This is a genomic window from Streptomyces sp. NPDC029836, assembly GCF_055574495.1.
In genome coordinates, this window is the sequence record NZ_JBVHZI010000011.1 from 205,910 (window position 1) to 231,564 (window position 25,655).

A 25,655-nucleotide genomic window follows, 5' to 3' on the forward strand; every position below is an offset into this window, starting at 1 on the left:
TTTCAGGCAGCTTCGGGAGCGAGCAGCAGCAGGTCCGCGCGCGCGTCATCGACGGCGCTGCCGGTCACGGCCTGTACGGGGCCGCGCTCGCCGGCGTCGAACCAGCCGACGGCGGCGGCGACCTGGAGCAGCCCGGAGGCCCCGGAGGCCTTGCCCAGGTGGGCGGGGGCCTCCCAGCGGCGACCGCGCGCGCCCACCTCGCCGGCGCCTCGGCTGTACGGGCCGATCACGGCGCGGACCCTCGCGGAGCGTGCGGCGGCGGCGGCCCGGGACTCCACGACCAGGGCGGCGCCGCCGTCGACGGCGTGTCCGCCGCCCAGCAGTCGGCGCACGACCTCGTTGTCGGGCTCGACCCCGAGGACGAGCACCCGGTCGGCGCGGCCGGCGGTGATGATCGTGACGGCCCAGTGCACGGCGTCCAGGCCGGAGGTCTCGCCGTTGCAGACCATGAGGTTGGGGCCGCGCAGCCCGTAGCGGATGGCCGCCGAGGAGGCGATGACGTTGCTGGAGGCGTTGGGCAGGTCCATCGGCGAGGTGGCCGTGACGGTCTCCTCGCGGATGGTGTCCAGCGCCCGGGCCACGGTGTCGAGGTTGCCGAAGTTGGAGCTGGCCACCACGCCGACGCTGGTCGCGGGCACGCCGAGGCCGGCCTTCTCGTCGGCGCCGAGCAGACCGGCGTCGCGCAGCGCCGCGGCGGTCAGGGCGTAGCCGAGTTGGGTGGCCCGGTCCTTGTAGCGCAGGCCCTTCTTGCCGACGTGCGCTGCGGGTTCGACGGGGGCGCCGCCGCGGGCGGGTCCGTCGGCCAGGGCCCGTACGGTGTCGGCGCCGGGCACCAGGACGGCGGCGCCGGTGACCACCACGGCGGTGCCGGTGACTGCGGTGGCGGACTGTGCGGTCATCGGGGACCCTCCACAATGGCGACGGCGTTGATGCCGCCGAATCCGAAGGCGTTGAGCTGCGCGACCTTCAGGGGCCGGCCCTCGGCGGACTGCCCGGTGACGAAGCGGAACGGCGCGGCTTCCTCGACCGGCTCGTCCAGGCCCAGGGTCGGCGGCACCCGCCCCTCGTTCAGGGCCGTGACGCCCACGATCAGGTTGATGAGTCCGGAGGCGCCGGAGGTGTGGCCGGTCATGGACTTCACGGCGGTCATCAGCGGCACCGAGGCGTCGGTGCCCAGGACGTCGGCGAGGGCGGTGGCCTCGGCCTCGTCGTTGAGCAGGGTGCCGGTGCCGTGGAGCATCACCAGGTCCACGTCGGACGGTTTGACGCCGGCGAGCCGGTGCGCGGCGCGCATGGCCTCGGCGATGCCCTCCGGGGAGGGCGCGGTGACGTGGTACGCGTCGCAGTTGACGGCGACGCCGCGCAGGTGGCCGTGGACCCGGCGGGCGCCCTCCTCGGTGCGGCGCAGCACGATGGCGGCGGCCCCGTCGCCCATGAGGACGCCGGTGCGGTTGCGGTCGAAGGGCCGCACCCGGTCCGGCGGCGTCGGGTGGACGCGTTCCAGGAGCCCGTACATCGACTCGGTCAGGACGTCGACGCCGGCGACGATGACGGTGTCGGGGGCGTCCTCGCCCTCCTGGGCGAGGAGGTCGCTGCCGAGGGCCAGGGCGTACAGGGAGGCGGAGCAGGCGTTGGAGAACGTGTGGGTGACGTCGGCGTTGAAGCGTTCCTTCAGGCCGGTGCCGAAGTGCAGCCCGGAGTCGGCGAAGGGGGATCCGTCACGCCACCACAGCTCCAGCGAGCGCAGTTCGCGCAGGCCGGTACCGACCAGGATCGGGATCCCGGAGAGGTCCTCCCCCAGGCCCGCGTCGGCGGCGGCCTGGGCTATCGCCTCGTGCAGCAGCCGGCTCGCGCGACCGGGTACGTCCTCGCCGACGGCTGGTCGGTCGTCGACCTCGTAGGCGTGTTGCGCCCGGAACCTGGTGCGGTCGAAGCCGCGCAGTTCGGCGCGTCCGCTGACGCCCGCGCACAGGTTCTCGAAGAGTTCACCGACACCGGAACCGGTGGCGGCGACGGCGCCCATCCCGATGATGGGGCGGGTCGTCATGACGCCTCCTTGATCGCGTCGTACCGGCCGAGCAGGACCGCCGCGTTGTTGCCGCCGAAGGCCAGTCCGTTGTTCTGGACGATCCGCAGATCCGCCTCGACGGCGTGGTTCGGTACGCAGTCGACGTCGCACTCGGGGTCGGTGGTGACATGGTTGATGGTGGGTGGGATGAAGCGGTTCTGAATGGCCAGGGCGCAGCCGATCGCGCCGAGGGCGCTGGCGGCGCCCATGCTGTGGCCGAGCATCGACTTCATGGAGACGGTCCGGGGCGGGGTGTCCCCGAAGACCTGGCGGATGGCTCCCGCCTCGGTGATGTCGTTGGCCCGGGTGCCGGTGCCGTGCGCCGAGATGAGGTCCACCTCGTGCGGTTCGACGCCGGCGTTCTCCAGGGCCAGCCGCATCAGTTCGGCGACGCTGTCCCGGTCGGGGGCGACCTGGTGGTGGGCATCGCAGTTGAGCCCGTAGCCGAGTACCTCGGCGTAGATGGTCGCCCCGCGTGCCAGGGCGGAGTCCAGGCGCTCCAGGACCAGGACGCCCGCGCCCTCGCCGGTGAGGATGCCCTTGCGGTCGACGTCGAAGGGCTGGCAGCGGTCGGGGGCGATGGTGCCGAGCCGGTAGAAACCGGTGAAGGTCTTGCGGCACATCGCGTCCGCCCCGCCGCAGAAGGCGAACTCCGCCTCACCGGAGCTGACGGCGTCGAAGCCGTAGCCGATGGCGTAGTTGCCCGCCGAGCAGGCGGTCGGGATGGTGAGGGCCTCGACGTCGGTGAGGCCGAGCTCTTGGGCGATCGCCACCGAGAGCCGGCCGGCCGGTACGCGCCGGGCGGCCGCGGGTTCGAAGTCGCCCGTCTTCGTGCCGAGTTCGCGCTCGACGAGCTGGTCGAGGTCGTAGCTCTCGCCGTCGGTGGTGCCGATGGAGATCAGGCCCCGCCTGCCGCGCAGCTCCGTCAGGTCGAGGCCCGAATCCTCCAGGGCCATTCGGGCGGCCGCGGTCGAGAACTGCGCGGCCCGGCCCAGCTGTTCCACGTCCAACGTGGTGATCCATTCGCGCGGGTCGAAATCCGTGATTTCGCACCCGTTGGCGTGGGCGAACCCTTCCGTGTCGAACACGGAAATGGGCCGGGCACCGCTACGGCCTTCGCGGAGTCCCTGGAGGAACTCCTTCGCGCCGAGTCCGATGCTGGACACCACTCCCAGTCCGGTGAGAACGACCCGGTGCCGCTCCGGCCGGATACGGCCGGCGCCGTGCTCTGCCGCTGTCATGGCAATCTCCCCATCCTTCCCGACGCCGCTTTCCCTACCAGCCGGCCGGCTCCGCGACGACCTCGTAGACGCCCTTGAGGTTCACCATGCGGGGCAGCTCACTCTGGTTGATCACGATGCCGAACTGCTTCTCCAGGGCGGCGAGGATCTCGATGGCGCGGAGCGAGTCGGCGTTGTGGTCCTCCTTGAAAAGGCTGACCTCGGTGACCTCGTCCTCCTCGATTTCGAGAATGTCGCAGACGGTTTCCTTGATGAGTTCGAGCCGATCGTCGCGCGTTGCAGTCGTCACGCTTTTCCCCTTGTCCGATTTACCGCCGCGAGCGCGGCGCGTTTACTCGCACTGGAATGGTGCGGGCGCGAGTTCTTTTCTCACAACGACGGCTGCAACAACCTGCCACCGTCGCCGCTGAATTCAGCCGGCGGAGCGGACGGCCGCGGAATTCGCCCGGGTACCGCGCAGCAAGACGTCACTCAAGGAGACGGCCGCGTCCATCGCGGCACGTCGCAGTTCCCGGTCGGGGACCTCGGGCATCCGGCTCGACACCCCCGTCAGGACCAGGGCCGCGGCCACGACGCCGGCCCCGGAACGCACCGGTACGGCGTAGGAGATCAGGCCGGACGCGAGCGGGTCGGGGCCGTAGGCCCAGCCCCGGCGCCGTACGGTCGCCAGTTGCGGGGCGGTGAAGCGGGCCCGCCGCAGCCCCTCGTACAGCACGTCGGGTTCCTCCCAGGCGTACAGCACCTGGGCCGCGGGGCCGGCGGTGGCCGGGCGGGCGGTGCCGATCGCGGCCAGGTCCACGCCCGCCACCCGGTCCACGGAGGAGCCGACGCAGATGTGCAACCCCTCGCGCCGGCGGTGGAGCCGGGCGTCGAGGCCCGTCTCCCCGCTCAGGCGTTCCAGGATCGGCCCGGCGGCCTGGGCGAGTCGGTCGTGGCGTGCCTCGACGGCGAGCAGGCCGAGGCGGGGTCCGAGGGCGAAGCGCCCGCGGGCGTCCCGGGTGAGCAGCCCGAGCCGTTCCATGGCGGTGGCGATCCGGTGGGTGGTGGGGCGGGACAGGCCGCTGTGCGCGACCAGGTCGACCAGGCTCGTCGGGCCGCTCTCCACGATCTCCAGCAGGAGGGACGCCTTGTCCAGCACCCCCACCCCGCAGTCCGGCAGGGGCCGCAGGTCGGTGCTCACCGCTGCGGCGCCAGCCGTGCGCGGATGTCACCGACGAGTTGCTCCCGGCCGTCCACCAGGTAGAAGTGGCCGCCGGGCAGGACCCGCAGGTCGAACCCGTGCGGTGCGATGTCGGACCAGGCAGCGACCTCGTGGGCTCCGACACCGCGGTCGCTGTCGCCGACGTACCCGACGACCGGGCAGGGCAGCTGGACGCCGGGCCGGGCGGCGTAACCGGCGACGGCGGTGAAGTCGGCCCTGATGGCGGGGAGTACCAGCTCGCGCAGGTCCTCGTCGTCGAGCAGCGCGGAGTCGGTGCCACCGAGCTCCTTGACCTGTTCGATCAGCTCGGCGTCGGTGTCGAAGGCCGCCGTGCGCGGGGTGAGCAGGTGCGGTGCCTTGCGGCAGGACACCATCAACAGTTCGGGGGCGACGGAGAACCGTTCGCGCAGCCGCAGGGTGATCTCGTAGGCGAGGGTGGCGCCCATGCTGTGGCCGAAGAGGGCCAGCGGGGTGTCCAGGTACGGCTCCAGCTCGCCGGTGATGGCGCCGGCGAGCTCCTCCAGCGAGGTCCAGGGTTCCTCGCAGACGCGCTCCTGGCGGCCCGGGTAGCGGACGGCGAGCACTTCGACGTCGTCGCCGAAGGCGTGCCCCCAGTCGTGGAAGAAGCTTGCCGAGCCGCCGGCGTGCGGCAGGCAGACCAGGCGCAGGCGCGGTGGCCCGGCGGTCGTGAACCTGCGCAGCCAAGTGCTGTGGGTGCCCAGTGGCATGTGGGTGGTCTCCTCGTGCGTGTGGCGCGGTGGGCGTGGGGTGGGCGCGGATGCCGGCCGGGAACGGGGCCCGGCCTCAGTCCAGGGCCGCGGGGCTGTCCAGGGACACGGTCGCGGTGTCCGGGGCGATCCTGCGGATCAGTCCGGCGAGCGTCCGCCCGGGGCCGATCTCGATCAGGCGGCGGCAGCCGAGCGGTCCGACGAGGGTGTGTACGGACGGCTCCCACAGCACCGGGGAGGTGAGCTGGCGGGTGGCCCGCTCGACCCAGTCGCCGCCGGTGTGGGCCCGGGCGTCGACGTTGGCGACCACCGGCAGGTGTGCCGGGGCGAAGGCGGTGTGTCGCAGGGCGGCCCGCAGGCGTTGCGCGGCGGGCTCCATGAGCGGGCTGTGGAAGGCGCCGCCGACGACGGGACGGATCATCTTGGCGCCGATCGAGGGCGCTTCGGCCCCGATCCTGTCGATGCCCTGGACGGAGCCGGCGACGACCGTCTGGCCGGGTGCGTTGACGTTGGCGACCCATACCTCGTGGCCGGCCGTACGCATCTGCTCGGCGAGGCCGGTGACGGCCTCCAGCGGGGCCGCGACCAGGACTCCCATGGTGCCGGGGCGTTGTTCGGCGGCCTCCCGCATGGCCCGGCCGCGGGCGGCGACCAGGGCGGCGGCCCCGCCCGGTGAAAGGGCTGCGGCGGCGGTCAGGGCGGCGTACTCCCCGAGGCTGTGCCCGGCGCAGGCCACCACGTCCCGGCCGTCGAAGGCGCCGCGGCGCACGGCCTCCGCGTGGGCTACGAGGGTCAGCGTGAAGACGGTCAGCTGGGCCAGGTCGGTACGCCGGAGCTGCTCGTCGGGGGTGTCGAGGAGCAGTCGGGGCAGGTCCTCTCCCGTGACGTCGGAGATCTCCTCGGTGATCTTCCAGGAAGGGGTGTCCCGCCAGACGGCGCCCATGGCCTCCTTCTGGGTTCCCTGTCCCGGGAACACGAGCCCTGTCGGCATCCGGTCCATTGCTCCGCCTTCCACGCCGTACGCCGCGTCGTCCACCGGGGGCCGCGAGGATCCGTCGTCGTCGCTCTCGCGATCGACGGATCCCCGCGCGCCTGATGGCATGCAGGACGGGGGCTCTCCATGCCACCGGGAAGGGGCCGAGGATCTACCAGGAGCCCGGTTCCCTGTCCCGGCGCCATACAACTGGCGACGCGGGGCGGGCGGCAACGGAGGTTTCAGGAAGCTGCCGGCGAGCGGCCCGGATGCCCGTCGGGGACGGTGCCGGTGGCAGCAGGGGGCCGCGTGCTGTCAGGCCCGCCCGCCGCCGGGAGCGTCCGGTGCGGTGGGCAGCAGGCCCAGTGCCGCGGCCCGGACCCCGGCCTGGAACCGGGACTGGGCACCGAGTAGCGCCATGATCTCGGCGACGTGCCGGCGGTAGGTGCGCACCGAGACGGTGAGTTCGCGAGCGGCCACCTCGTCGGTGACCCCGGCGCGCAGCGCGCCGAGGATCTGCCGGGCCAGTACGGCCCGGTCGCGGTCTCCGAAGACGATCCGCTCGCCGGCGGGCACGGCGTTGCGCCAGATGCTCTCGAAGAGCGTGTCGAGGGTGTGCAGGACCTCCGGCGCACGGATCATCGAGGCCCGCACGCCGGCCGCCGACTCCGCCATCACCAACGCGCTGGTGCCGTCCACCAGCAGGGCCTGGAGCGGCGGTACCCGGGCCACCCGGATCGCCACCGGTCTTTCCAGCGCGAGCTGTTCGCGGACGAAGTCCTCGTCCACCATCGCCGGGCTGGTCAGCACCCGGACGGCGACCCCCTCGGCGGTCGAGTAGATGAGGTTGCGCTCGGCCCGATCCTGACGGGCCTGTTCCTCCTGCGTGCCGGGCAGCCGGGCGTCGACGATGTCGATCGTCCGCACGGCTCCCCGGATGAGACTCGCCGCGGTGTCCAGAACGGGTGCGTAGCCCCCGTCCACCTCGGCGATCTGCTGCTCCCTGATGCTGCGGTCCCGGTGGATGGCCACCGTCGACTCGATCAGGGCCCGTACTTCCAGAAGCGCTCGCTCCAGTTCGTCCTCGGTCGCATGCGACACGTGGCGCTCACCATCCCCGTTGGTGTGATGTGTTGCTGCGCGGCCCCGTAGGTCGATCGGTGCCACGCGATCCCCGTTTGAGCCGGCCCGCGGCTGCGTCACTCCGAGAGCAGCCCCAGTTCCACCGCGCGCACGCCCGCCTGGAATCGGGAGCCGGCGCCGAGCTCGCGCATGATGTCGGCGACGTGGCGTCGATAGGTGCGCAGGGAGACGTTGAGGTCGCGGGACGCCGCTTCGTCGGTGAGTCCGTCGCGCAGCTTCTCCAGGATCCGGCGGGTCAGGTCGCCGCGGAACTTCGGGCTCAGCGCGAGGTGGTCGTCCAGCCTGCGGCCGCGTGCCCAGGCTCCGGCGAAGAGCAGTTCCAGGGCTCGCACGGCCGCGGCGTCGTGGACCAGGGTCGCCTGTCCGTTGGCACTGTCGGCAGCTGCCCGCACCAGTGCGGAGGAGCCGTCGACCACCACGATGTCGCGCAACTCCGCTTCGCACACCCGCACTTCCAGACGGATGCCGGGAGCCTTGGCCTGCAGGGCCGGCGAGCGGTCGGCGACGTCGGGTGCGCACAGCACGCGCACCACGAGTCCGGATTCCAGCGTGGCCAGGGCCTTCCGGGCGATGTGGTGGAACGCTTCACCGCCCGTGACCGCGATGCAGACCGAGTGCCGGGCACGGCGGACGAGTTCCTCGATGGCGTCGCCGAGCACCGCGACGTCGGTGTGCGGCGCGGCAGGAGCCGGCGCCGACCGGTTGCGGTGCAGCGAGACGGTGGACTCGATGAGCGCGCGTGCCTGTAACAGGGTGCGCTCCACGTGAGCGGCGTGGTCGGACGGTTCTACTTCCGGAATCTCCTCCCGCATTTCTTTCCCATGGGTGGACTCGATCGCGGCACCTGTCATTGCATCCCCCTTGCTCGACCGGTGACTGGATGATTGTGGCTTCAACCCTCCGCAGAAATAGATGCATGCTCAACTATTTCATCAAGCAAATATCATAGCGAGTTTCAAGCACCATTCGAGGTCAGACAGTAGTTCGCCGAATCGCGGCTGGTCAACAATTCCAGAGGCGACCGCCCCGGCCGCGGAGTACCTGGTCAGTCGGTACGGCGCGACCTTTCCGACCAAGGGGTCACCGAGGACGTTCGGGGCGCCCGTCGGGCGGACCCGGCCGACGGGCGGCCGGGCGGACGGATGTGCGGAGGGGCGGCTCCAGCTCGATCACGCGTGCATAACGCCACCTGTTGAACAGTCACTTACCGCTGAACACAAGGCGACATGGGAGGAGGTGTCACACCACGCTTGCAATTCGCCGACTTGTACGAAGATTTTCAGCTGCGATGGCAGCAACCTGCACCCACTCCCCGGAACGCAAAACCGCCACTTCCGCTTGCATCACGGGGTGTTCCCCCCGGTTCACGATGCGTGGCGACGGTGTCCGCTTCTGGCCAACTCACCCCGGCTCAAGCATCGCTGGGGCCGGACTCAAGCCTACGGTGACCTCTGTGACCACACGCCACACGGGGACGGAACAGATAACTTATGCGCCATTTTCGGAGACCTCCGACGCAGTCGTCCGGTGGTGGCCGGTACCGACCGGCACGTACCGCGGTGACGACCTCGCCCTCCTCGACGACGAGGAAGCGGACCGCGCCGCAGCGATGAGGTCGGCGGTGGCGCGCGCCGGGTTCATCACCTGCCGGGCCGCGGTCAAGCGGGCACTCTCCGAGGTGCTGGGCGTGCCGGCCGACGGGGTCTCCCTCGGCCGCGAGGCCTGTCCCGGGTGCGGCCACGAGGACCACGGGCCGCCCGTGGTGCGGTTCCCCGCGACGGCCTGGCGGATCAGCGTCGCCCACACCGACGGCCTGGGGATGGTGGCCCTCTCGCCCTTCCGGGTCGGTGTCGACGTGGAACACGTCCGCCCGCTCGACGCCGACCGGTTCGACTCCGTGGTGCTCACCCCGGTCGAACGCCGGGCCGTGTACGCGCGGCCCGAAGGAGCCGCCCGTACCCTGGCCTTCCTCCGCTGCTGGACCCGCAAGGAGGCCGTGCTCAAGGCCGTCGGGATCGGCATCGCGACCGATCTGACCGCGCTGGACACCGGCGCCGGCGGCTTGGCGCCCGACACCGCACAGGACATCGGCACGGCGCGGGACTTGGCCCCGGCGCAACCCGCTCACACCGCACAGGACTTCGCCCCGCGGCAGCTCGTCGATACGGCGCCCCTCGGTTTCCCCGCCCTGTGGCGGACCGTCGGACTGGCCGTGCCCGACGGTTGGGTGGCCTCGCTCGCACTGCCCGCGGGCGCCGCCGGAGGGCCGTACTCCGTACGGCGCCTCGGCGCCTGACCCGTCGCGGCCCTCACGTCCTTCACCCCATTCGGCACGCACGCCTCGTCCCGGCGTGCGGCGAGGCCAGGAGACAGACGACCGTGTTTTCCGCGCAGCCCTCGACCACATCCCACCCGACCCCGACGCCTGCGGCCGTCCCGCCGCCGGCCACCCTCACCGACCTGCTGCTCGCCGCCGTGGAGCGCCACCCGGACTCGGGTCTGCGCCACTGCCACGGCGCCGCCCACCTCGGGTACGAGGACCAGAGCCACCCCGAACTCCTGGACCGGGCCCGCCGGATCCTCACCGGGCTGCGGGCCCGGGGACTGCGCCCCCGGGACAGGATCGTCATCGCCCTGGATCGTGCGCAGGACTTCCTGCCCACCTTCTGGGCGGCGGTGCTCGGTGGCTTCCTGCCCTGCCCCCTGGCGGTTCCGGCCGGTGACCCCGCGGCCCTCACCGAGCGGCTGCGCCACGTGGGCGCCCTGCTCGGCGGTCCGTTGACCGTCACCAACGCCGCCCTCGCCGACCGGCTGCCGCCGGCGGCTCACCGGCAGGTGGTCCGGCTGGAGGAGTTCGACGGGGCGGAGCCCGCCGAGGAGCTGCACCGGGCCGCGCCCGGTGACACGGCCGTGCTGATGCTGACCTCCGGCTCGAGCAGGGCCCCCAAGGCGGTCATGCTCAGCCACGCCGCCCTGCTCTCCTCGATGGTCGCCAAGAACGGCCACCAGCGGCTCACCGCCGCCGACACCACCTTGAACTGGGTCTCGTTCGACCATGTGGCCGCCCTCCTGGAGTGCCACCTGCTGCCGCTGTCCACGGGCAGCCGCCAGGTCCACGCACCCGCCGCGGCGGTGCTCGACGACCCGCTGGAGTTCCTGCGGCTGATCGACCGGCACGGCGTGACGATGACGTTCTCACCCAACTTCCTGCTGGGGCTCGTGGCCGCGGCGGCCGGTCGTCTCACCGCCACCGGCGAAAGCCTCGACCTCGGCCGGCTGCGGCACGTCATCAGCGGCGGCGAGGCGGTGGTCGTCCCGACCGGCGAGGCGTTCCTGCGCGTCCTCGCCCCGTACGGCCTGGCCCCCGACGCCCTCTGGCCGGCCTTCGGGATGACCGAGACCTGCGCGGGCAGCGTCTACTCCCGGGGCGAGTTCCCCGAGGCCGACCGCGGCGCCGAGTTCGCCGGGCTCGGCACCCCCGTCGCGGGGCTGCGCATGCGCGTCGTCGACGAGGCCGGACGGGTGCTGCCCGAGGGGGAGGCCGGGGAGCTCCAGCTCCGCGGCCCGATGGTCACCACCGGCTACTTCAACGACCCGAGGGCCACCGTCGAGGCCTTCACCGACGACGGCTGGTTCCGCAGCGGCGACCTCGGCCGGATCGAGGACGGCCGGCTGACCCTGGTCGGGCGCAGCAAGGACAGCGTCATCGTCAACGGGGTCAGCTACTTCAGCCACGACATCGAGGCCGTGCTCGAACGGCTGGACGGCGTCACCCCCACCCAGGTCGCTGCTTTCCCCACGCGCCCGGCCGACAGCGACACCGAGCAGCTGGTGATCGCCTTCACCCCCGACCTTCCCGTCGGTGACGAGGCCGGCCTGCACGGGGTGATGACGGCCGTCCGCAGCACGGTGGTCATGCACTGGGGTTTCCGGCCCGCGCTGGTGCTGCCACTGCCCGCCGAGGACTTCCCGAAGACCAGCCTCGGCAAGATCCAGCGTTCGCACATGCGGCGCGGCCTGGAATCCGGTGCGTACGAGGACCACAGACGGGCCGCGGCCGACCTGCGGCAACGCATGTTGGGCGGCCACACCCCGCCCGAGGGGCCCGTGGAGCGGGTGATCGCGGAGATCTACGCCGAGCTGTTCGGCGTCGACCCGGCCGCGATCAGCGCCACGGCGAGCTTCTTCGACCTGGGCGGCACCTCGCTGGACATCCTGCGGCTGCGCGCCAAGGTGGCGCAGCGGCTGGGCGTCACCGGGCTGGCGGTGGTCACCGTCCTGACCGCGTCCACGGTCCGAGCCCTGGCCGCCCTCGTCACCGGCCGCATCCGGACCGGCACCGGTTCGGACACCGGCCGGCACCCGTACGACCCGGTCGTGCCGTTGCAGACCTCCGGCGCCAAGACCCCCCTGTTCTGCGTCCACCCGGGTGTCGGCGAGGTGCTGGTCTTCGTCGGGCTGGCCACCTACTTCGCGGGCGACCGCCCCTTCTACGCCCTGCGCGCCCGTGGCTTCAACGACGGCGAGAAGCCCTTCGCGTCCTACCCGCAGATGGTCGACGCCTACGTGGACGCCATCCGGGCGCGGCAGCCGCACGGACCGTACGCCCTCGCCGGCTACTCGTACGGCGCCTCGGTGGCCTTCGAGATCGCCAAGGTCCTGGAGTCCGAGGGGGAACGGGTGGACTTCGTCGGCAGCTTCAACCTTCCGCCGCACATCAAGTACCGGATGGAGGAACTGGACTTCACCGAGACCGCCACCCATCTGGCGTCCTTCCTGGACCTCATCGACAAGGAACAGGCCGCCCTGCTCCCGGCCACCTTGCGCGGACTGCCCAAGGAGACCCAGGTGGCCCGCCTGATCGCGCTCGCCCCCGCCGCGCGCCTCGCCGAACTCGACCTGGACGAGGGCAGGTTCGCAGCCTGGGCGGAGGTCGCCGACGCCCTGACCGATCTGGGGCGCGGCTACGAGCCGGCCGGGACCGTGCGCGCGATGAGCGTCTTCCACGCGGAACCGCTGCGGGGCACCCGGGAGGACTGGCTGGAGCACCAGTTGCGCCGCTGGGACGAGCACACCACCGGGCCCAACCGGTACCTGGAGGTGCCGGGCGAGCACCACACCCTGATGGGCGCGCGCCATGTGGCGGCCTTCCAGGCGATCCTGCGCCGGGAACTGGACCGCTGCATGGCCGGAGCCGACGCCGCGCGGGCCGCCGGCGGGCGCGTACGTACGAGCCTTGCCGGGGGGAACGAGAAGTGATGAGGGGCAAGAAGATCCTGATCACCGGCGGCACCGGGCAGGTGGCGCGGCCGGTCGCCCGGGCGCTGGCAGCGGACAACGAGGTCTGGTGCGTCGGCAGGTTCGGCGACCCGGGGGCCGAGCGCGAGCTGGCCGACGCCGGGGTCACCACCTGGCGCTGGGACATGGCCGACACCTCGGACAGCGCGTTCAAGGGTCTGCCCGAGGACTTCACCCATGTGCTGCACTCGGCCGTGGACCGCGGCGAGGACGGCGATTTCAACCGCTCCACCGAGGTCAACACGGTGGCGACCGGCCGCCTGATGACCCACTGCCGGACCGCTGAATCGTTCCTGTACGTCTCCACAGGCGCCCTGTACGCCCGCCGGACGCTGGACCACGCCTACGCCGAGGACGACCCGGTGAGCGCGTCCGCCGACTGGCTGCCCGCCTACCCGGTGGGCAAGCTCGCCACCGAGGGCGTGGTCCGCGCGTTCGCCCGGGTGTTGGGCGTGCCCACGACCATCGCCCGCCTCAACATCGCGTACGGGCCCGGCGGCAGCTACGGCGGCGTCCCGATGCTGTACTTCCGCCAGATGCTGGCCGGGACGGCGATCCCGGTCCCCCTGGCGGGCCAGAACTGGTGCTCGCTCCTGTACACGGACGACCTCGTCGCCCAGGTCCCTCACCTGTGGCGAGCCGCCTCGGTCCCCTCGACGCTGGTCAACTGGGGCGGCGACGAGGCGGTCGGCGTCACCGATCTGCTCCGGCACATCGAGGCGCTGACGGGCGTCGAGGCGCGGCTCGCGCCCAGCGAGGTCACCCGGGAGACGTACCGGTTCGACCCCACGCTGCGCCGGCGGCTCACCGGCCCCTGCCTGGTCGACTGGCAGGACGGCATCGAGCGCACCCTGCGCGCCCTGCACCCGCGGCAGTTCCAGCGCTGACTCTCTCGCTCCAACCAACGGGGACACGAAGACATGACGACGATGACCTGCGCGCCCGACCCAACCGACGTGGCCGAGCCGACCGACGCGCCCGACCCAACCGACGCGGCCGACCCGGCCGACGCCCCCGACCCGACCGAGGCGAACCTCGCCCTCGTCCGGCGCGCCTACCGCGCCTTCCACGAGCGCGACGTGGCGGCCCTGCTGGAGACGCTGGACCCGCAGGTGGAGTGGGTGCACCCGCACGGGATGGCCGAGTACGGCCTCGGCGGCACCAAGCACGGCCACGCGGGCGTCCGCGAGTTCCTCTCGCGCGTGCCGGCCGTCCTGGGCGGGATGCGCCTGGAACCGGAGGAGTTCCTGGCCTCCGGAAACCGGATCGTGGTCTTCGGCGTCCGCCAGGTCACCTCGGTCCGCGGCACGACGCGGACCCTGCCCTTCATCCACTCCTGGACCCTGCGGGGCGGGACCGCGGTACGGATGGAGGACGTCTTCGACACCGTCGTCTTCCAGTGCCTGATCGAGAGCTGAGCCGGACCACCGGGACGTGCCGACCCGGACCGCCGGTAACCAGGGGTACGCCCCGCCGCCGCCCGTCCGGGGACGGCGCGCCCGTGCGGACCTTCCGGCCCGCCGGGCGTGCGGTGGGCCGGAAGGGCGTCCTGGTGCGGGTGATCAGGCGTTGACGCAGGTGTTGCCGAAGGCCGGGTTCAGCAGGCCGATGACGCTGACCGAGTTGCCGCAGGCGTTGATCGGGATGTGGATCGGAACCTGGATCAGGTTCCCGGAGAGCACGCCGGGCGAGCCGATGGCCGCGCCCTGCGCGCCGGCGTCCGCGGAGGCCATGGAGGCACCGCCGAACACGACGGCTCCGGCGGCGAGGACGAGACCGGCGCTCTTCAGAACACGCGACATGAGGGTTCTCCTTCAGGAATGCGGACCGACCCGCCCCGAGGAGCGCGCCGCGCCGACCCGTCCGGGCCGGCAGCTGCGATTCGGCGTCCTCACGGGTCCGGCTTGGTGCCTTCCGCGTTCTTCCCCCGCCTGGGTGAAGCGTGCGTTCCACCGCGCCGCCGTCCTGCCGGAGAGCCGGCCCGCCCTTCTCCGCGGCGGAAGCGGAATACCAGGACGGGGATCAGTACCGCCCCGCCCGGATCTGCCGGATCGCCGCCGCTCCCGAAGCCGGGTGGACATCTGCGTTCGACCGCCGCGGCCGGTGGGATCCGTACGTTCTGGCGAACCCGTCACTCGATCGCGAGTTCCTCCGCGTCCGGGCCGCCGTGACGCGATGCTCGCAAGGGCGACGCGTGACCGGGGTCGCCGGGGCGCGGGTCGAACAGGGGGACGCGATGACGCAGGACGCGGGGCCGGAGGGCAGGGCGGTGCTGCTGGCGGCCGGCCTGGCCGATCTGGCGGTGACGACGGTGGGTTCGGCGTTGGGCACCGTCCTCGACACGGTCGGGGGGCTGCTGCGCCGCTCGGACGCCACGGAGTTGGCGGCGGAGGCCGAGCACGACCTGTTGGCGCGCGGACGCCTGGTCGTGGACCGGTACGCGGCCGTACCCCCGGCCCACCTGGAGCTCCTCGCCCGGCACGTGATGGCCCGCGGGAACCATGACGGGTGAGGGGTGGGCGCAGGCCGCCTTCAAGGTCCGGGTCGATGAGGTGCTGCACCGGGTCGTCGGCGAGGAGGCCGACCGGTTCGCGGCGATCGACGCGAGCCTGGCGGGGGTGGCCGAGCAGCTGGAGGCTTCCGTCGCGCGCGGCAAGCGGCTGCGGGCGGCGTTCTGCTACTGGGGCTGGCGGGCGGTGGGGCAGCCGGACAGTGACGCCCTGGTGCGGGCGGCGGCCTCCATGGAGCTGGTGCACGCCGCCGCCGTCGTTCACGACGACCTCATCGACGACAGCCCGCTGCGGCACGGGCGACCCACCGCGCACGTCGCCCTGCGCCGCGCCGTGAGCGCCTCGGATGCCGATGCCGCCGCGCGGTCGCTGGCGATGCTCGTCGGGGACCTGCTCATGGCCCTGGCCGGTCAGCTGTTCGCCGGCTGCGGTCTGCCCTCCGCGTACCTGGCCCGGGCCCGTCCGCTGTGGTCCGTGATGGCGCGGGAACTGATCGCGGGCGAGTGCCTGGAGATCCTGCGCACCGGAGCCGGTCCGGACACCGCCGCGGCGCTGAAGGTGATCCGGTACAAGACCGCCAAGTACACCGTCGAGCACCCCCTGCTCATCGGCGGGGCGCTGGCCGGCGCCGGGGCGCGGCTGCGCGAGGGCTACTCCGCGTACGGGCTGCCGCTGGGGGAGGCGTTCCAGCTGCGGGACGACCTGCTCGGCCTGTTCGGTGATCCGGAGGACACCGGCAAGGCCAACGCCGACGACCTGCGCGGCCACCGGCCGACGGCCCTGTTGGCCGAGACCTGGCGGCTGGCCGGTGACGAGGACCGGGAGCTGCTGCGCGGTCTGCTGGGCCGGCCCGACCTGGACGCGGAGGGCCTGGACGTGGTCCGCGCGACGATGCGCCGGCTCGGGGCTCCCGACCGCGTCGAGGACATGATCACCGCCCGGGTAGCGGAAGCCCTCGCCGCCCTCCACGACCTGGCCGTACCCGAGCGGGCCGGCACCGCCCTGACCGTCCTGGCGCATTCGGCGTCGGCCCGGCTGTCCTGACCCGCGCGCGACAAGGAGCCCTGCCATGACCTACACCGAGGCGTCGATGGACGCGCTGCGGCGGACCGGTGACGAACTCGCCGACGCGACCGTGGCCACGCTCTTCGCGCGCGGGGAGGTGGGCAAGTTCAACAGCTTGATGCGCCACGTCTCCACCGCGGGGGCTCCCCTGCCGGACGGTCTGCCCGACGTCGCCCGGGAGTACCTCGACGTCACGAGCTTCCCGCCGGCCTGGGTGGACTGGGGGGAGATGGAGAAGGCGCGGCTGTTCTTCATCGACAACAACGTGCACATCTCCACGGCCCTCTCCTTCGCCTCCATGCCCGCCTGCTACCTCGTTCCGCACGTGGCGAAGTTGCTGTCCGCCACCCACGGGTTGAAGTACCCGTCGAAGCGGATGGCGGAGACGGGCCAGTTCACCGTCCTGTTGATGCAGCCCGACGCCTTCGAGGCCGGCAGCCGTTTCCTGCCCGCCGTGCAGAAGGTCCGGCTCCTGCACGCGGCGATCCGTCACCACCTCGCGCGCGAGGACAAGTGGGACGTCGCGGCGCTCGGGACGCCGATCTGTCAGGAGGACATGATCGGCGGGCAGATGTTCTTCTCGCTGCTCGTGCTGGACAGCCTGCACCGGCTGAACATCCACATGTCCACGGAGGGCGCGGAGGCCTACTTCTACGCCTGGCGGGTGGTCGGGGCCATGCTCGGCGTCGACCAGGAGGCCGTCCCGAAGTCCCTGGACGAGGCACGTCGCTTCCTCGACCTGTACATGATCCGGCACATGGGGCCGTCCGAGGAGGGCGCGCGGCTGACCCGGCAGCTGATCGACCTGTACGAGGAGATCGTGCCCGGGACCTTCTTCGACCCGATCGTCTCCGCGCTCATCCGTCACCTCGTCGGCGACACGAGCGCGGACTGGCTCCGGGTGCCGCGCACCCCGTGGGACACCGTGGTCAAGGCCGCGCCCCACCTGCTCGGCATCCTGGAGACCATCGAGGACCGCTCCCCGCTCGGCGCCTGGGCCCTGGACCGGCTCGGCCACCTCACGACGGTCTTCGAGCTGTCCTCGCTGACCCGGGGGCGCGTCATGCACTACGCCATCCCCGAGCAGCTCAAGAAGGAGTACGGGGTCCCGAGCGGCGTGCCCCGGTCCCACCGGTGGAGTCCCCCGGGCGCCTCGGTCTCGTGACGAGGCCGCGTCGGGGGACCCCGGGTCCGGGCGAGCCGACGTCCGCGCGGCGCGTGCTCGCACCGCCCGGACGGGATCCGGTCAGGCGCGGCAGCGCAGCATGGTCAGCGGCATGTTGCCGTCGAGGTCCTGCCAGAACTCCTCGCCGTGCTCGCGCACGCCGGCGGCGGAGATCTCCAGGGGAACCCAGGTGATGTCGCTGAAGCCGGCCGCTTCCAGGCTCTTCTCGTAGACCTCGCGGCTGGGCGGGTTCGCGACGAACGAGATCGACGGGTCGAGGAGCGCGGTGATCCGTACGCGCGGCCCGATCTCGGTGTCCTCGCCGAGGGATTCGCACAGGAAGCCGTACTTGGCCAGGGACGGGCCGTCGAACCGGTAGTCCGGGTTCTGCCCGAACGCGAAGAACTCTGCTCCCTCCGCGAGGCTGCGGTGGATGGTGCGACACATCCGCTCGATGGTGGCGACGTCCTCGGCGTAGTTGAACAGTTGGACCGCCACCGCGATGTCGAAGGGCTGCTCGAAGGCGCGCAGTTCGGCGACGTCGCCCACCTCGTAGCGCACGCCCAGCGGGTCGCGGTCCTCCAGCGCCCGGGCCGCGTCGACCATCGCGGAGGAGATGTCCACGCCGAGTACGTGGGACGCGCCGCGCCGCTTGAACTCCCGGCTGTAGAAGCCGGTTCCCGAGGCCAGGTCGAGGACGGACCTGCCGTTCACGTCGCCGACGAGGGCGAGGAAGCCGGGCACCTCTCCGTACCGTGCGAGAGGGAGGGTCTTGAAGCCCTCGAACGCTTCGCCGATCTCGTCGTACAGCTGACCGCTCATGACGCATTTCCCCCGTTGTATCCAGTACGTCCGATGCATCCGATGCATCCGGCTTCGCCCCTCATGTCGGGTCGAAGCCCCTGGCCGGAAGTCTGCTCCTCATCGGCCGGAGCGTCGTACTGGCGGATCCCACGAATATGGCGGGGGTGTTTGGTGCGCAGATCGCATGAGAGGTACGGGAGTTGGCCTTCCAGCCCTACCCAGGTTCGTGGGCGACCGGGGTTCGTGGGTCACCGGGGTTCCTGGGTCACCGGGATTCATGGGCCGCCGCGCGGCAGGCGCCGTTCGCGGCGCCGCCCGGCACCCCGGCTTCGGTGAGCCCGCTGCCGCATCCCTGGAGGTCGTTGCCGACACCCCGTTGACACGCGGCCGTGACGGCGTCGGTGACGGCGACGCCCGTCCGGCTCGCCATGAGGGTGCAGGCGGGAATGTCCGCCGGGGCGGTGGGGGCGGCGAGGGCCGTGCCGCCGAACAGGAGGATGAGGCCGGTCAGGACACCGGCGGCGATGCGGGTCGACGTGCGCATGGGACGCACCTGCTTTCCGAGCCGACTACCGTCTCTCCCCTCCACCGTACGACCGGCCGCACCCCACCACGAGCGCGGACCTCAGGCGGGCAGCGAGGCGAGCCAGTCGGTCAGGAGCTGGTTGGTCTCGGCGGGGCGCTCCTGCTGGATCCAGTGGCCGCAGCCGTCGAGGATCCGGGAGGTGACCAGGCCGGGCAGGGTGAAGGGGAACGCCTTGATCGCGTCGGCCAGCCAGGTGGTCGGGGCGTCCAGGCCGCCGCCGATGAACAGGGACGGCTGGGTGATGGGGGCGCCGTCGTACTCGGCGAGGTCCTCCCAGTCCCGGTCCACGTTCCGGTAGCGGTTGAGGCCGCCGGTCAGGCCGCTCCGCTCGAACTCCGCGCTGTAGGCGTCCAGGTCGTCCTCGTCGAGCCAGCCGGGCAGCCGACCCGCGGGGAAGCGGTCGCGCAGCTTCCCGCCCGGGCTGACGAAGTGCGGGACGGGCGCGTCGGGCCCGGGCATGGTGTCGGCGGACAGGGCGCCGTAGAACCCGGCGAGCCAGCCGCGCACGTCCGGCTCGATCTCGGCTTCGGCCCGGCCGGGCTCCTGGAAGTAGGAGATGTAGAACTCCTCGTCCCCGCCGAACGCCGCGAAGGCCTCGCTGGGCCGCGGCCCGCCGCGCGGGGCGTAGGGGACGCTGAGCATTCCCACCGCGCTGAAGACGTCCGGCCGGACCAGCGCGGAGTTGGCTGCGATGGTCGACCCCCAGTCGTGGCCGATGATCACGGCGGACTGTTCGCCGAGGGCCTCGACGACGGCGACGTTGTCCTCGATCAGGTCCAGCACCCGGTACGCGGCGACGTCGTCGGGCTTGGAGGAACGGCCGTAGCCCCGTACGTCGATCGCGGCCACCCGGTATCCGGCGGCGGCCAGCACCGGCAGCTGGTGGCGCCAGGAGTACCAGGATTCCGGGAAACCGTGCACGAGCAGCACCAGCGGCCCTTCGCCCTGCTCCACCAGGTGGATCCGCCCCGCCGGGGAGGGAACCAACCGGTGTGTGACGTCCAGGGCCTGCTTCGACATGAATCCTCCAGGTTGCTCGGCCTGCCGTACGCCAGGACCGTTACCCGATCATGCACGCAACGGCACAGGAGTTCGAGCGTAGTTGCCGGTTCGGCAACCCGGTCGCACGGGTCGGATTCCATGATCACGAACCCGCCGCACCCCGCCGGGCGTCGCCGACCCGCACTCGTTCGAGGTCCCGCGCGCCGGGCCTTGAGCCGCGTGCGGAGGCGATGGCCGCGGGGTCGCGCAGGGCGGGCTCAGTGCGGGAGGGCCCAGTTCGGGGTCCAGGTGTCCGGGGCGGGACCGGCGGGGGTCGGGATGGTGGCGAGGTGGGTCCGGAGGGTGGTCAGGGCCGGGTGGGGGTTGTCGCGGTGCCACAGGAGGGAGTGCGGGTAGACGGGTGTCGGGTCGGTCACCGGGATGCGGCGCAGGCCGTGGCCGGCGGGCCAGACCAGGCGGGTCCGCTCGCCCATGAAGGTGGCCAGGGCCGGGGTGTCGGCGACGGTGTCGAGGAGGGCGTCGGAGCCGAAGTTGGGGCCGGTCGCCTCGATGGTGAGGTCGAACGCGGCGACGAGGTCCTCGTAGTAGGCGGCCCATTCGGTACCGGGGACGATGCCGGGCATCCAGATCCGGTGCCCCACGAGCCGCGCCATCGTCACCGAGCGGGCCGCCGCCAGCGCGTGGCCCGGGCCGGTCAGGAGCTGGAGCGGCTCGTCGAGCACGCGGACGGACTCGATGTCCTCGGGGAGCGGCCGGCCGGGCGCGGCGACCGCGCGGAACGACGCGTCGATCGCGCCGGAGCGCAGGGCCGCGACGGCCGTGTCGATGTCGAAGAGCATCACCACGTCCAGGTCGATCCCGGGGTGCGCGCGGTGGAACTCGCGCATCAGCCCCGACGCCGCGACGCGCGAGGCGATGACGTCGACGCGCAGCGGCCGGCGGCCGGTGCGCACGGACGCGACGGCGCGGTCGGCCACGCGCAGCAGCTCGCGCGCGTGGGGCAGGAACGCCTGGCCGTCGATGGTGAGTTCGGCACCGCGCGGGGTGCGGGTGAACAGCCGTACGCCGAGTTTGCGCTCCAGGACGGCGATGCGTTTGGAGACGGCCTGTTGGGTGACCGCCAGCTCGGCGGCGGCCTCCTGGAACCGGCCCGCGTCGGCGGCGGCGACGAACGTCCGGACGGTGTCGAGGTCCATGCCGACACCCTACGGTCACAACCACTGGTTGTGGCGGAAGGTCCGGCGGTTGTTTGATCCCTGGTCGTGCCGCTCGCTTTGATGGTTCCGATCGCGGTCGGTTGTGGGTACGGAGCGGGAGGGGAGGTCGTACGTGAGGGGCGGGCGGCGGTTGGGGCGGCGGTTCGGATGGCTCTGGGCGGCGTACGGGACCGGTGCGCTGGGGACGTGGCTCGCCTTCGGCGCGTTTCCGATGATCGCCATTCAGGTGCTGCACGCCGGGCCGGCGAAGGTCGCGCTGCTCGCCTCCGCGGGGGCGGCGGTGGGCGCGGCGGTGGCGGTGCCGCTCGGCCCGTGGGTCGAGTTCCGCCGGAAGCGTCCGGTGCTGATCGCGATGGACCTGGCGCGGTGCGCGGCCCTGCTGACGGTTCCCGTCGCGTTCGCGCTCGGCGTGCTCGGGTTCCTCCACCTCCTGCTGGTCTCGGTGGTCGTCGCGGCGGCCGACATCACGTTCCGCGCCGCCTCGGGCGCGTACCTGAAGACGCTGCTGCCGGCCGGGGACCTGCTCGTCGCCAACGCCCGGTTGGAGTCCACGGCTTGGGCGACCACGATCGTCGGACCGCCGCTGGGCGGCGCGGCGATCGGCCTGCTCGGTCCGGTGGCGACGGTGGTGGCCGACGCGGTCAGCTACCTGCTCTCGGCACTGGGCCTGCGCGCGATGGGCGGGGACGAGCCGCGCCCCGAACGCGCGGAGGCCGGCCCCCGGGGGGACGGCAAGGGCATGCGGGGAGGGGACCTGCTCGACGGCTGGCGGTACGTCCTCGCCGATCCGACGCTGCGACCGCTGTTCTTCAACACGGTCCTGTTCAACGGCCTGGTGATGGCCGCTTCCCCGCTGCTGGCCCTCCTGATGCTCGGCCCGCTCGGGTTCGCGCCTTGGCAGTACGGCCTCGCGTTCGCCCTGCCCTCGATCGGCGGTCTGCTGGGCTCACGGCTGGCCCGGCCGCTCGTCGGCCGGTTCGGGCAGCACCGGGTCCTGGTCGGATCCGGGGCGCTGCGCGCGATCTGGCCCGTCGGCCTGGCCTTCGTGGGTCCGGGCGGCGGGGGGTTGCTGCTGGTGATGGGCGTCGAGTTCGGGCTCATCCTGTGCTGCGGGGTCTTCAACCCCGTCCAGGCCACCCAGCGTCTGGAGCGCACCCCGCCCGACCGGGTCGCCCGTACGCTGTCCGCCTGGGCGGTGACGTCCAAGGCGTCGACCGCCCTGCTGACGGCCCTCTGGGGGGTACTGGGCGTCCTGCTCGGCCCGCGCACGGCCCTCGGCCTGGCCGGCGTACTCGTCCTCGCGACCCCGTTCCTGCTCCCCCGCCGCGCGCCGACTCCTCCCCCCGGGCCCGGGACGACCCCGGCCGTCGGCTGACGGGCGGGGCGGGGCGCCGGCGGGTGCCGCGGCAACAGGAGCGGGGTCGGGTCGGGGTCGGGTCGGATGGACCGGCCGCGGCTGGGCAGCAGCGTGGCATGGCCGTCCTTCGAAAGCTCGCCCGTCCGTTGCTCGCCGCCCCCTTCATCGCCGGGGGACTGCGCACCCTGCGCCGTCCCGAGACCATCGCGGAAGCCGTCCAACCCGTCGCCCGGGAGATCGGCAAGCGCGTCCCGGCGCTCGGCGGGGACGCGGTCCAGTTCGTACGCGTCACCAGCGCGGTCCAGACGGCAGCGGGTCTGCTGTTCGCGACGGGGCGCGCCCCGCGCCTGGCCGCGCTCACGCTCGCCGCCTCGGTGGTGCCGACCTCCCTCGCCACGCACGCCTTCTGGAAGGAGGAGGACCCGCAGGAGCGGGCCCGTCGGCGCGCCCACTTCCTGACGGACCTCGCCACGCTGGGTGGGCTGCTGATAGCCGCCGCGGACACCCACGGCAAGCCCTCCCTCGCCTACCGGTCCCTGCACGCGCTCGATCACCGGCACCCGGTGAAGGCCGTGCGCCGGCCCGCCGAGGCGGCCGCGGCGAGTACGGTCAACCGTGCCAAGGCGGTCGTGGCCTCCCTGCCCGGCTCCCGCTGAGCCGGGCCGGGCCCGCGCCCGCCGGCCGTACGCACCGCACGACATCCGGGTCCCGGCCCCCCGCGGGTCAGGACCCGGCCGGACCGACGAGGAGCACTCCATGGCCGACGCCCGTCGCACCGCCCGCCACATATCCGTGGCCTCGCTGCTCCGGCCCGCCCCGCTCGGACCGGGTCGACTGGCGGAGACCCTGACCGCCGCCGCCCGCAACGCCCGGCGCCGGCGCGCCGCGGGGACGGCGGCCGTCTGCGCGACGGCGGCCGAACACCGCTCGGGCCCGGGCCGGGGCGGCGCGTCCGTACCGGACGTCGCCGGCGGGTCGCGCTGCCTGGAGTCCACCGGTTCGGGGGACCGCCGCGAGCGGGCCCACGAGGCGGTCGAGTCCCGCACCACGGGCCCCGACGACCTGGCCTCGCTCCTGGCCATGCTGGACCTGCGGCGCCGGGCGGACGGTGAGTAGGGGGTCCGCTCCCCCTTGGTCCCGGCCCGCCGGACGGCTCGGCGTTCCCCCGATCGCCGGGTCGCCACCCGAGTCGACGGTCCCGGAGTGCCGGATCGGTCGCCGACGCGCACAGTGGGGCCTTGAGGACGTACGGCCGCCGCGCCGGAGCGGTGCGCGGGCACGGCGTCGGCCCGTGCCGTCGGACGAGTGAGGATGCCCCGTGGTCCAGCCCGCCCAGCCCGCCGCCTGCACCACGACCGCGACTTCGACCCCGACCGAGCCACTTCCGGCGGACCACGTCATCGTCATGTTCGGCGCGACGGGTGACCTGGCCCGGCGCAAGCTGCTGCCGGGGCTGTTCCACCTGGCCCGGGCGGGGCTGATGCCGGGCCGCTACCGCATCGTCGGCACCGCGCCGGCGGCCGAGGCGCTGACCGACGAGGAGTTCCGGGCCCACGCCCGGCAGGCCGTGGCGGAATTCGGCCGTTCGCAGCCGCAGGGCCCGGCCTGGGAGGCGTTCGTGGCCGGCCTGTCCTTCGGCGCGGCCGACACCGGCGCGGCGGAACCGCTGGTCGCGGCGGTACGGGCGGCCGAGGAGGCCGTCGGGGGCAGCCCGCACCGGCTCTTCCACCTCGCGGTGCCGCCCGTCGCGTTCGCCTCGGTCATCGACCTGCTCGGTGCCACGGGGCTCGCCGAGGGCGGCCGTGTCATCGTCGAGAAGCCCTTCGGGACGGACCTGGAGTCCGCCCGCGCGCTCAACGCCACCATCCACGCCGTCTTCGACGAGTCCCGCGTCTTTCGCATCGACCACTTCCTCGGGAAGGAGGCCGTCGACAACATCCTGGCGCTGCGGTTCGCCAACGGTCTCTTCGAGCCGTTGTGGAACCGCGAGCACATCAGCCACGTGCAGATCGACGTGCCCGAGCACATCGACATCCAGGGCCGCGCGCACTTCTTCGAGGGCACCGGGACCTTCCGGGACATGGTCGTCACGCACCTGTTCCAGCTGCTGGGCTTCGTCGCCATGGAGCCGCCGGTCACCCTGGCGGCGGACGCGCTGCGGGACGAGCAGGTCAAGGTCTTCCACAGCATGCGGGCGGTGGACCCGGCCCACGTCGTCCGCGGCCAGTACGCCGGCTACCGCGCCGGGCCCGGTGTCGATCCGGAGTCGGACACGGAGACGTTCGTGGCGCTGCGGGTCGAGATCGACAACTGGCGGTGGGCGGGGGTGCCGTTCCACCTGCGTACGGGCAAGGCCCTCGCGGAGGGGCGGCACGTGGTGACGATCGGGCTGCGCGAGCCGGTGCTGCGGATGTTCCCGCTGGACGCGCGGGAGTCGGCGGACGGCCGGGGCAACGAGCTCGTCATCGACTTCGCCGATCCCGGTTCCCTCACCGCCCGGTTCCTGGTCAAGGAGCCGGGGCCGTCGATGCGGCTGGCGGAGGCCGACATGGTGTTCGCGTACCGCACCTCCTTCGCCACCGACAACTCCCTGGAGGGGTACGAGCACCTCCTGCTGGAGGCGATGCGCGGCAACCAGGCCCTGTTCACCCGCTCCGACGGCGTCGAACGGCTGTGGGAGGTGGCGACGCCGCTGCTCGACGCCCCGCCGCCGGTGGAGCCGTACGCGCCGGGCAGTTGGGGACCCGAGAGCATCGCCGCCCTCGTCGAGCCGTACCGCTGGTACCTGCCGGACCGGCGGGACCGGGAGGCATAGGCCCGCCGCCGCGGAGCGGCGCGCGCCGGTCCGCGGCGGCGGGGATCGCGGGGGACGGAGAAGCGGACAGCAGGCGGGGGCGGAGAAATGGTGGAATGCCGGTGGGGCGGCCGGTTTTTTCGGCGCGGTGTGGGTAGTCGGTGGCCATGGACTCGCTGACGCACGCCACCCCCGCCCCGCGCGCCGTCCGACAGTTGCGTCGCATCCGCGCCGCGTACGCCTCCGGATTCGCCCTGTGGGCGGCTGCTGCCGTCTGGGAAGGGTGGCATCGTCCCGGGAGCCGCGAGATGTGGGTGCTCGTGCTGCTGGTCGCGCTGTTCACCGGCCTGCTGTGCGTAGCCGCCGCCTCGCTGTACCGGCTGCGCAGGTCCGTTCGTGGCGCGCCGGCGGCCGCCTCGGCCCTGGCCGTGGGACGGTCGGGTCGCCGGGGACCTGCCGGCGCCTGACGGCGCGTCCAGGGCGCCGGAACGTGTGGGATGCCC

The 25,655-nt window shown here is 72.8% G+C and carries 26 protein-coding genes; 12 read left to right on the forward strand and 14 right to left on the reverse strand.

Features of this window, described 5'->3' with window-relative positions; translation table 11 throughout:
* Nucleotides 1–2 precede the first annotated feature (2 nt).
* From ACZ4XJ_RS28250 to ACZ4XJ_RS28290, 9 genes are all read right to left on the reverse strand, one after another.
* Nucleotides 3–899 carry a beta-ketoacyl synthase N-terminal-like domain-containing protein gene (locus tag ACZ4XJ_RS28250; RefSeq protein ID WP_468497850.1) on the reverse strand — a complete coding sequence of 299 codons (897 nt, stop codon included), beginning with the start codon at nucleotides 897–899 and terminating at the stop codon, nucleotides 3–5.
* Nucleotides 896–2,047, reverse strand: coding sequence for a beta-ketoacyl-[acyl-carrier-protein] synthase family protein (locus ACZ4XJ_RS28255; RefSeq protein ID WP_362880967.1), 1,152 nt, complete (start codon nucleotides 2,045–2,047; stop codon nucleotides 896–898). The genes ACZ4XJ_RS28250 and ACZ4XJ_RS28255 overlap by 4 nt, the downstream gene beginning before the upstream one ends.
* Entirely contained in the window at nucleotides 2,044–3,309 is a 1,266-nt protein-coding gene (locus tag ACZ4XJ_RS28260) for a beta-ketoacyl-[acyl-carrier-protein] synthase family protein (RefSeq protein WP_362880966.1), read from the reverse strand. Before ACZ4XJ_RS28260 ends, ACZ4XJ_RS28255 begins: the two co-directional genes overlap by 4 nt.
* Nucleotides 3,310–3,343: 34 nt before the next feature.
* Nucleotides 3,344–3,598 (reverse strand): acyl carrier protein, encoded by a 255-nt coding sequence (locus ACZ4XJ_RS28265; protein ID WP_356882249.1) that lies wholly within the window; start codon nucleotides 3,596–3,598, stop codon nucleotides 3,344–3,346.
* A 123-nt stretch (nucleotides 3,599–3,721) separates the two neighbouring features.
* Nucleotides 3,722–4,489, reverse strand: coding sequence for an IclR family transcriptional regulator (locus ACZ4XJ_RS28270; RefSeq protein WP_468497851.1), 768 nt, complete (start codon nucleotides 4,487–4,489; stop codon nucleotides 3,722–3,724).
* Nucleotides 4,486–5,238 carry a thioesterase II family protein gene (locus tag ACZ4XJ_RS28275; RefSeq protein ID WP_468497852.1) on the reverse strand — a complete coding sequence of 251 codons (753 nt, stop codon included), beginning with the start codon at nucleotides 5,236–5,238 and terminating at the stop codon, nucleotides 4,486–4,488. Before ACZ4XJ_RS28275 ends, ACZ4XJ_RS28270 begins: the two co-directional genes overlap by 4 nt.
* A 76-nt stretch (nucleotides 5,239–5,314) precedes the next feature.
* The gene (locus ACZ4XJ_RS28280) at nucleotides 5,315–6,229 is read right to left on the reverse strand and encodes an ACP S-malonyltransferase (RefSeq protein WP_468497853.1); all 915 of its coding nucleotides are present in this window, start codon (nucleotides 6,227–6,229) and stop codon (nucleotides 5,315–5,317) included.
* A gap of 297 nt (nucleotides 6,230–6,526) precedes the next feature.
* The gene (locus tag ACZ4XJ_RS28285) at nucleotides 6,527–7,312 is read right to left on the reverse strand and encodes a LuxR family transcriptional regulator (RefSeq protein WP_362880957.1); all 786 of its coding nucleotides are present in this window, start codon (nucleotides 7,310–7,312) and stop codon (nucleotides 6,527–6,529) included.
* Between the two features lie 98 nt (nucleotides 7,313–7,410).
* On the reverse strand, nucleotides 7,411–8,205 hold the full coding sequence (locus tag ACZ4XJ_RS28290; protein WP_362880956.1) for a helix-turn-helix domain-containing protein: 795 nt from the start codon (nucleotides 8,203–8,205) through the stop codon (nucleotides 7,411–7,413).
* Between the two features lie 602 nt (nucleotides 8,206–8,807).
* Here ACZ4XJ_RS28290 and ACZ4XJ_RS28295 point away from each other — a divergent pair.
* The 4 genes from ACZ4XJ_RS28295 (at nucleotide 8,808) to ACZ4XJ_RS28310 (ending at nucleotide 14,070) form a co-directional block, all read left to right on the forward strand.
* Nucleotides 8,808–9,650, forward strand: a complete 843-nt coding sequence (locus ACZ4XJ_RS28295; protein WP_468497854.1) for a 4'-phosphopantetheinyl transferase family protein — start codon at nucleotides 8,808–8,810, stop codon at nucleotides 9,648–9,650.
* A gap of 83 nt (nucleotides 9,651–9,733) precedes the next feature.
* The gene (locus tag ACZ4XJ_RS28300) at nucleotides 9,734–12,613 is read left to right on the forward strand and encodes an AMP-binding protein (protein WP_468497855.1); all 2,880 of its coding nucleotides are present in this window, start codon (nucleotides 9,734–9,736) and stop codon (nucleotides 12,611–12,613) included.
* Nucleotides 12,613–13,539, forward strand: coding sequence for an NAD-dependent epimerase/dehydratase family protein (locus ACZ4XJ_RS28305; protein ID WP_362880951.1), 927 nt, complete (start codon nucleotides 12,613–12,615; stop codon nucleotides 13,537–13,539). Before ACZ4XJ_RS28300 ends, ACZ4XJ_RS28305 begins: the two co-directional genes overlap by 1 nt.
* 33 nt (nucleotides 13,540–13,572) lie before the next feature.
* Nucleotides 13,573–14,070, forward strand: coding sequence for a nuclear transport factor 2 family protein (locus tag ACZ4XJ_RS28310; RefSeq protein ID WP_468497856.1), 498 nt, complete (start codon nucleotides 13,573–13,575; stop codon nucleotides 14,068–14,070).
* A 144-nt stretch (nucleotides 14,071–14,214) separates the two neighbouring features.
* Here ACZ4XJ_RS28310 and ACZ4XJ_RS28315 read toward each other — a convergent pair whose 3' ends face one another.
* Nucleotides 14,215–14,454, reverse strand: coding sequence for a chaplin (locus tag ACZ4XJ_RS28315; RefSeq protein ID WP_281207891.1), 240 nt, complete (start codon nucleotides 14,452–14,454; stop codon nucleotides 14,215–14,217).
* 434 nt (nucleotides 14,455–14,888) lie between these two features.
* Here ACZ4XJ_RS28315 and ACZ4XJ_RS28320 point away from each other — a divergent pair, with 434 nt between their 5' ends.
* From ACZ4XJ_RS28320 to ACZ4XJ_RS28330, 3 genes are read left to right on the forward strand one after another with little or no spacing between them, the layout of a single operon-like run.
* Nucleotides 14,889–15,164, forward strand: coding sequence for a polyprenyl synthetase (locus tag ACZ4XJ_RS28320; protein ID WP_362881002.1), 276 nt, complete (start codon nucleotides 14,889–14,891; stop codon nucleotides 15,162–15,164).
* Nucleotides 15,154–16,206 (forward strand): polyprenyl synthetase family protein, encoded by a 1,053-nt coding sequence (locus tag ACZ4XJ_RS28325; protein WP_362880947.1) that lies wholly within the window; start codon nucleotides 15,154–15,156, stop codon nucleotides 16,204–16,206. Before ACZ4XJ_RS28320 ends, ACZ4XJ_RS28325 begins: the two co-directional genes overlap by 11 nt.
* A gap of 25 nt (nucleotides 16,207–16,231) precedes the next feature.
* Nucleotides 16,232–17,392, forward strand: a complete 1,161-nt coding sequence (locus ACZ4XJ_RS28330; RefSeq protein WP_468497857.1) for an oxygenase MpaB family protein — start codon at nucleotides 16,232–16,234, stop codon at nucleotides 17,390–17,392.
* 81 nt (nucleotides 17,393–17,473) lie between these two features.
* On the opposite strand, the gene ACZ4XJ_RS28335 is transcribed toward ACZ4XJ_RS28330, so the two are convergent.
* The 4 genes from ACZ4XJ_RS28335 to ACZ4XJ_RS28350 all read right to left on the reverse strand — a co-directional run bounded on the left by ACZ4XJ_RS28335 (nucleotide 17,474) and on the right by ACZ4XJ_RS28350 (nucleotide 20,980).
* Nucleotides 17,474–18,214, reverse strand: coding sequence for a class I SAM-dependent methyltransferase (locus ACZ4XJ_RS28335; RefSeq protein WP_468497858.1), 741 nt, complete (start codon nucleotides 18,212–18,214; stop codon nucleotides 17,474–17,476).
* A gap of 247 nt (nucleotides 18,215–18,461) precedes the next feature.
* Nucleotides 18,462–18,740 carry a hypothetical protein gene (locus ACZ4XJ_RS28340; protein ID WP_468497859.1) on the reverse strand — a complete coding sequence of 93 codons (279 nt, stop codon included), beginning with the start codon at nucleotides 18,738–18,740 and terminating at the stop codon, nucleotides 18,462–18,464.
* Nucleotides 18,741–18,821: 81 nt separating this feature from the next.
* Nucleotides 18,822–19,802, reverse strand: coding sequence for an alpha/beta fold hydrolase (locus ACZ4XJ_RS28345; protein WP_468497860.1), 981 nt, complete (start codon nucleotides 19,800–19,802; stop codon nucleotides 18,822–18,824).
* Between the two features lie 239 nt (nucleotides 19,803–20,041).
* Nucleotides 20,042–20,980 carry a LysR family transcriptional regulator gene (locus ACZ4XJ_RS28350; protein WP_468497861.1) on the reverse strand — a complete coding sequence of 313 codons (939 nt, stop codon included), beginning with the start codon at nucleotides 20,978–20,980 and terminating at the stop codon, nucleotides 20,042–20,044.
* A gap of 133 nt (nucleotides 20,981–21,113) precedes the next feature.
* Between ACZ4XJ_RS28350 and ACZ4XJ_RS28355 the strand changes: the two genes are divergently transcribed.
* The 5 genes from ACZ4XJ_RS28355 (at nucleotide 21,114) to ACZ4XJ_RS28375 (ending at nucleotide 25,619) form a co-directional block, all read left to right on the forward strand.
* Nucleotides 21,114–22,376 (forward strand): MFS transporter, encoded by a 1,263-nt coding sequence (locus ACZ4XJ_RS28355; RefSeq protein ID WP_468497862.1) that lies wholly within the window; start codon nucleotides 21,114–21,116, stop codon nucleotides 22,374–22,376.
* A gap of 98 nt (nucleotides 22,377–22,474) precedes the next feature.
* Nucleotides 22,475–23,014, forward strand: a complete 540-nt coding sequence (locus ACZ4XJ_RS28360; protein ID WP_468497863.1) for a DoxX family protein — start codon at nucleotides 22,475–22,477, stop codon at nucleotides 23,012–23,014.
* A gap of 100 nt (nucleotides 23,015–23,114) precedes the next feature.
* Nucleotides 23,115–23,474 (forward strand): hypothetical protein, encoded by a 360-nt coding sequence (locus ACZ4XJ_RS28365; protein ID WP_362880932.1) that lies wholly within the window; start codon nucleotides 23,115–23,117, stop codon nucleotides 23,472–23,474.
* A 202-nt stretch (nucleotides 23,475–23,676) separates the two neighbouring features.
* Nucleotides 23,677–25,173: a glucose-6-phosphate dehydrogenase gene (gene zwf / locus ACZ4XJ_RS28370; RefSeq protein WP_468497864.1), complete on the forward strand. Its 1,497-nt coding sequence runs from the start codon at nucleotides 23,677–23,679 to the stop codon at nucleotides 25,171–25,173.
* A 146-nt stretch (nucleotides 25,174–25,319) separates the two neighbouring features.
* Nucleotides 25,320–25,619, forward strand: a complete 300-nt coding sequence (locus ACZ4XJ_RS28375; protein ID WP_362880930.1) for a hypothetical protein — start codon at nucleotides 25,320–25,322, stop codon at nucleotides 25,617–25,619.
* Nucleotides 25,620–25,655: the final 36 nt, after the last annotated feature.

What these genes read in the sequence shown, in the direction of transcription:
- ACZ4XJ_RS28250 (WP_468497850.1), bottom strand. Translation starts at nt 899, where the DNA reads ATGACCGCACAGTCCGCCACCGCAGTCACCGGCACCGCCGTGGTGGTC.
- ACZ4XJ_RS28255 (WP_362880967.1), bottom strand. Translation starts at nt 2,047, where the DNA reads ATGACGACCCGCCCCATCATCGGGATGGGCGCCGTCGCCGCCACCGGT.
- ACZ4XJ_RS28260 (WP_362880966.1), bottom strand. Translation starts at nt 3,309, where the DNA reads ATGACAGCGGCAGAGCACGGCGCCGGCCGTATCCGGCCGGAGCGGCAC.
- ACZ4XJ_RS28275 (WP_468497852.1), bottom strand. Translation starts at nt 5,238, where the DNA reads ATGCCACTGGGCACCCACAGCACTTGGCTGCGCAGGTTCACGACCGCC.
- ACZ4XJ_RS28280 (WP_468497853.1), bottom strand. Translation starts at nt 6,229, where the DNA reads ATGCCGACAGGGCTCGTGTTCCCGGGACAGGGAACCCAGAAGGAGGCC.
- ACZ4XJ_RS28290 (WP_362880956.1), bottom strand. Translation starts at nt 8,205, where the DNA reads ATGACAGGTGCCGCGATCGAGTCCACCCATGGGAAAGAAATGCGGGAG.
- ACZ4XJ_RS28305 (WP_362880951.1), top strand. Translation starts at nt 12,613, where the DNA reads ATGAGGGGCAAGAAGATCCTGATCACCGGCGGCACCGGGCAGGTGGCG.
- ACZ4XJ_RS28310 (WP_468497856.1), top strand. Translation starts at nt 13,573, where the DNA reads ATGACGACGATGACCTGCGCGCCCGACCCAACCGACGTGGCCGAGCCG.
- ACZ4XJ_RS28315 (WP_281207891.1), bottom strand. Translation starts at nt 14,454, where the DNA reads ATGTCGCGTGTTCTGAAGAGCGCCGGTCTCGTCCTCGCCGCCGGAGCC.
- ACZ4XJ_RS28320 (WP_362881002.1), top strand. Translation starts at nt 14,889, where the DNA reads ATGACGCAGGACGCGGGGCCGGAGGGCAGGGCGGTGCTGCTGGCGGCC.
- ACZ4XJ_RS28325 (WP_362880947.1), top strand. Translation starts at nt 15,154, where the DNA reads ATGACGGGTGAGGGGTGGGCGCAGGCCGCCTTCAAGGTCCGGGTCGAT.
- ACZ4XJ_RS28330 (WP_468497857.1), top strand. Translation starts at nt 16,232, where the DNA reads ATGACCTACACCGAGGCGTCGATGGACGCGCTGCGGCGGACCGGTGAC.
- ACZ4XJ_RS28335 (WP_468497858.1), bottom strand. Translation starts at nt 18,214, where the DNA reads ATGAGCGGTCAGCTGTACGACGAGATCGGCGAAGCGTTCGAGGGCTTC.
- ACZ4XJ_RS28340 (WP_468497859.1), bottom strand. Translation starts at nt 18,740, where the DNA reads ATGCGCACGTCGACCCGCATCGCCGCCGGTGTCCTGACCGGCCTCATC.
- ACZ4XJ_RS28345 (WP_468497860.1), bottom strand. Translation starts at nt 19,802, where the DNA reads ATGTCGAAGCAGGCCCTGGACGTCACACACCGGTTGGTTCCCTCCCCG.
- ACZ4XJ_RS28350 (WP_468497861.1), bottom strand. Translation starts at nt 20,980, where the DNA reads ATGGACCTCGACACCGTCCGGACGTTCGTCGCCGCCGCCGACGCGGGC.
- ACZ4XJ_RS28360 (WP_468497863.1), top strand. Translation starts at nt 22,475, where the DNA reads ATGGCCGTCCTTCGAAAGCTCGCCCGTCCGTTGCTCGCCGCCCCCTTC.
- ACZ4XJ_RS28365 (WP_362880932.1), top strand. Translation starts at nt 23,115, where the DNA reads ATGGCCGACGCCCGTCGCACCGCCCGCCACATATCCGTGGCCTCGCTG.
- ACZ4XJ_RS28375 (WP_362880930.1), top strand. Translation starts at nt 25,320, where the DNA reads ATGGACTCGCTGACGCACGCCACCCCCGCCCCGCGCGCCGTCCGACAG.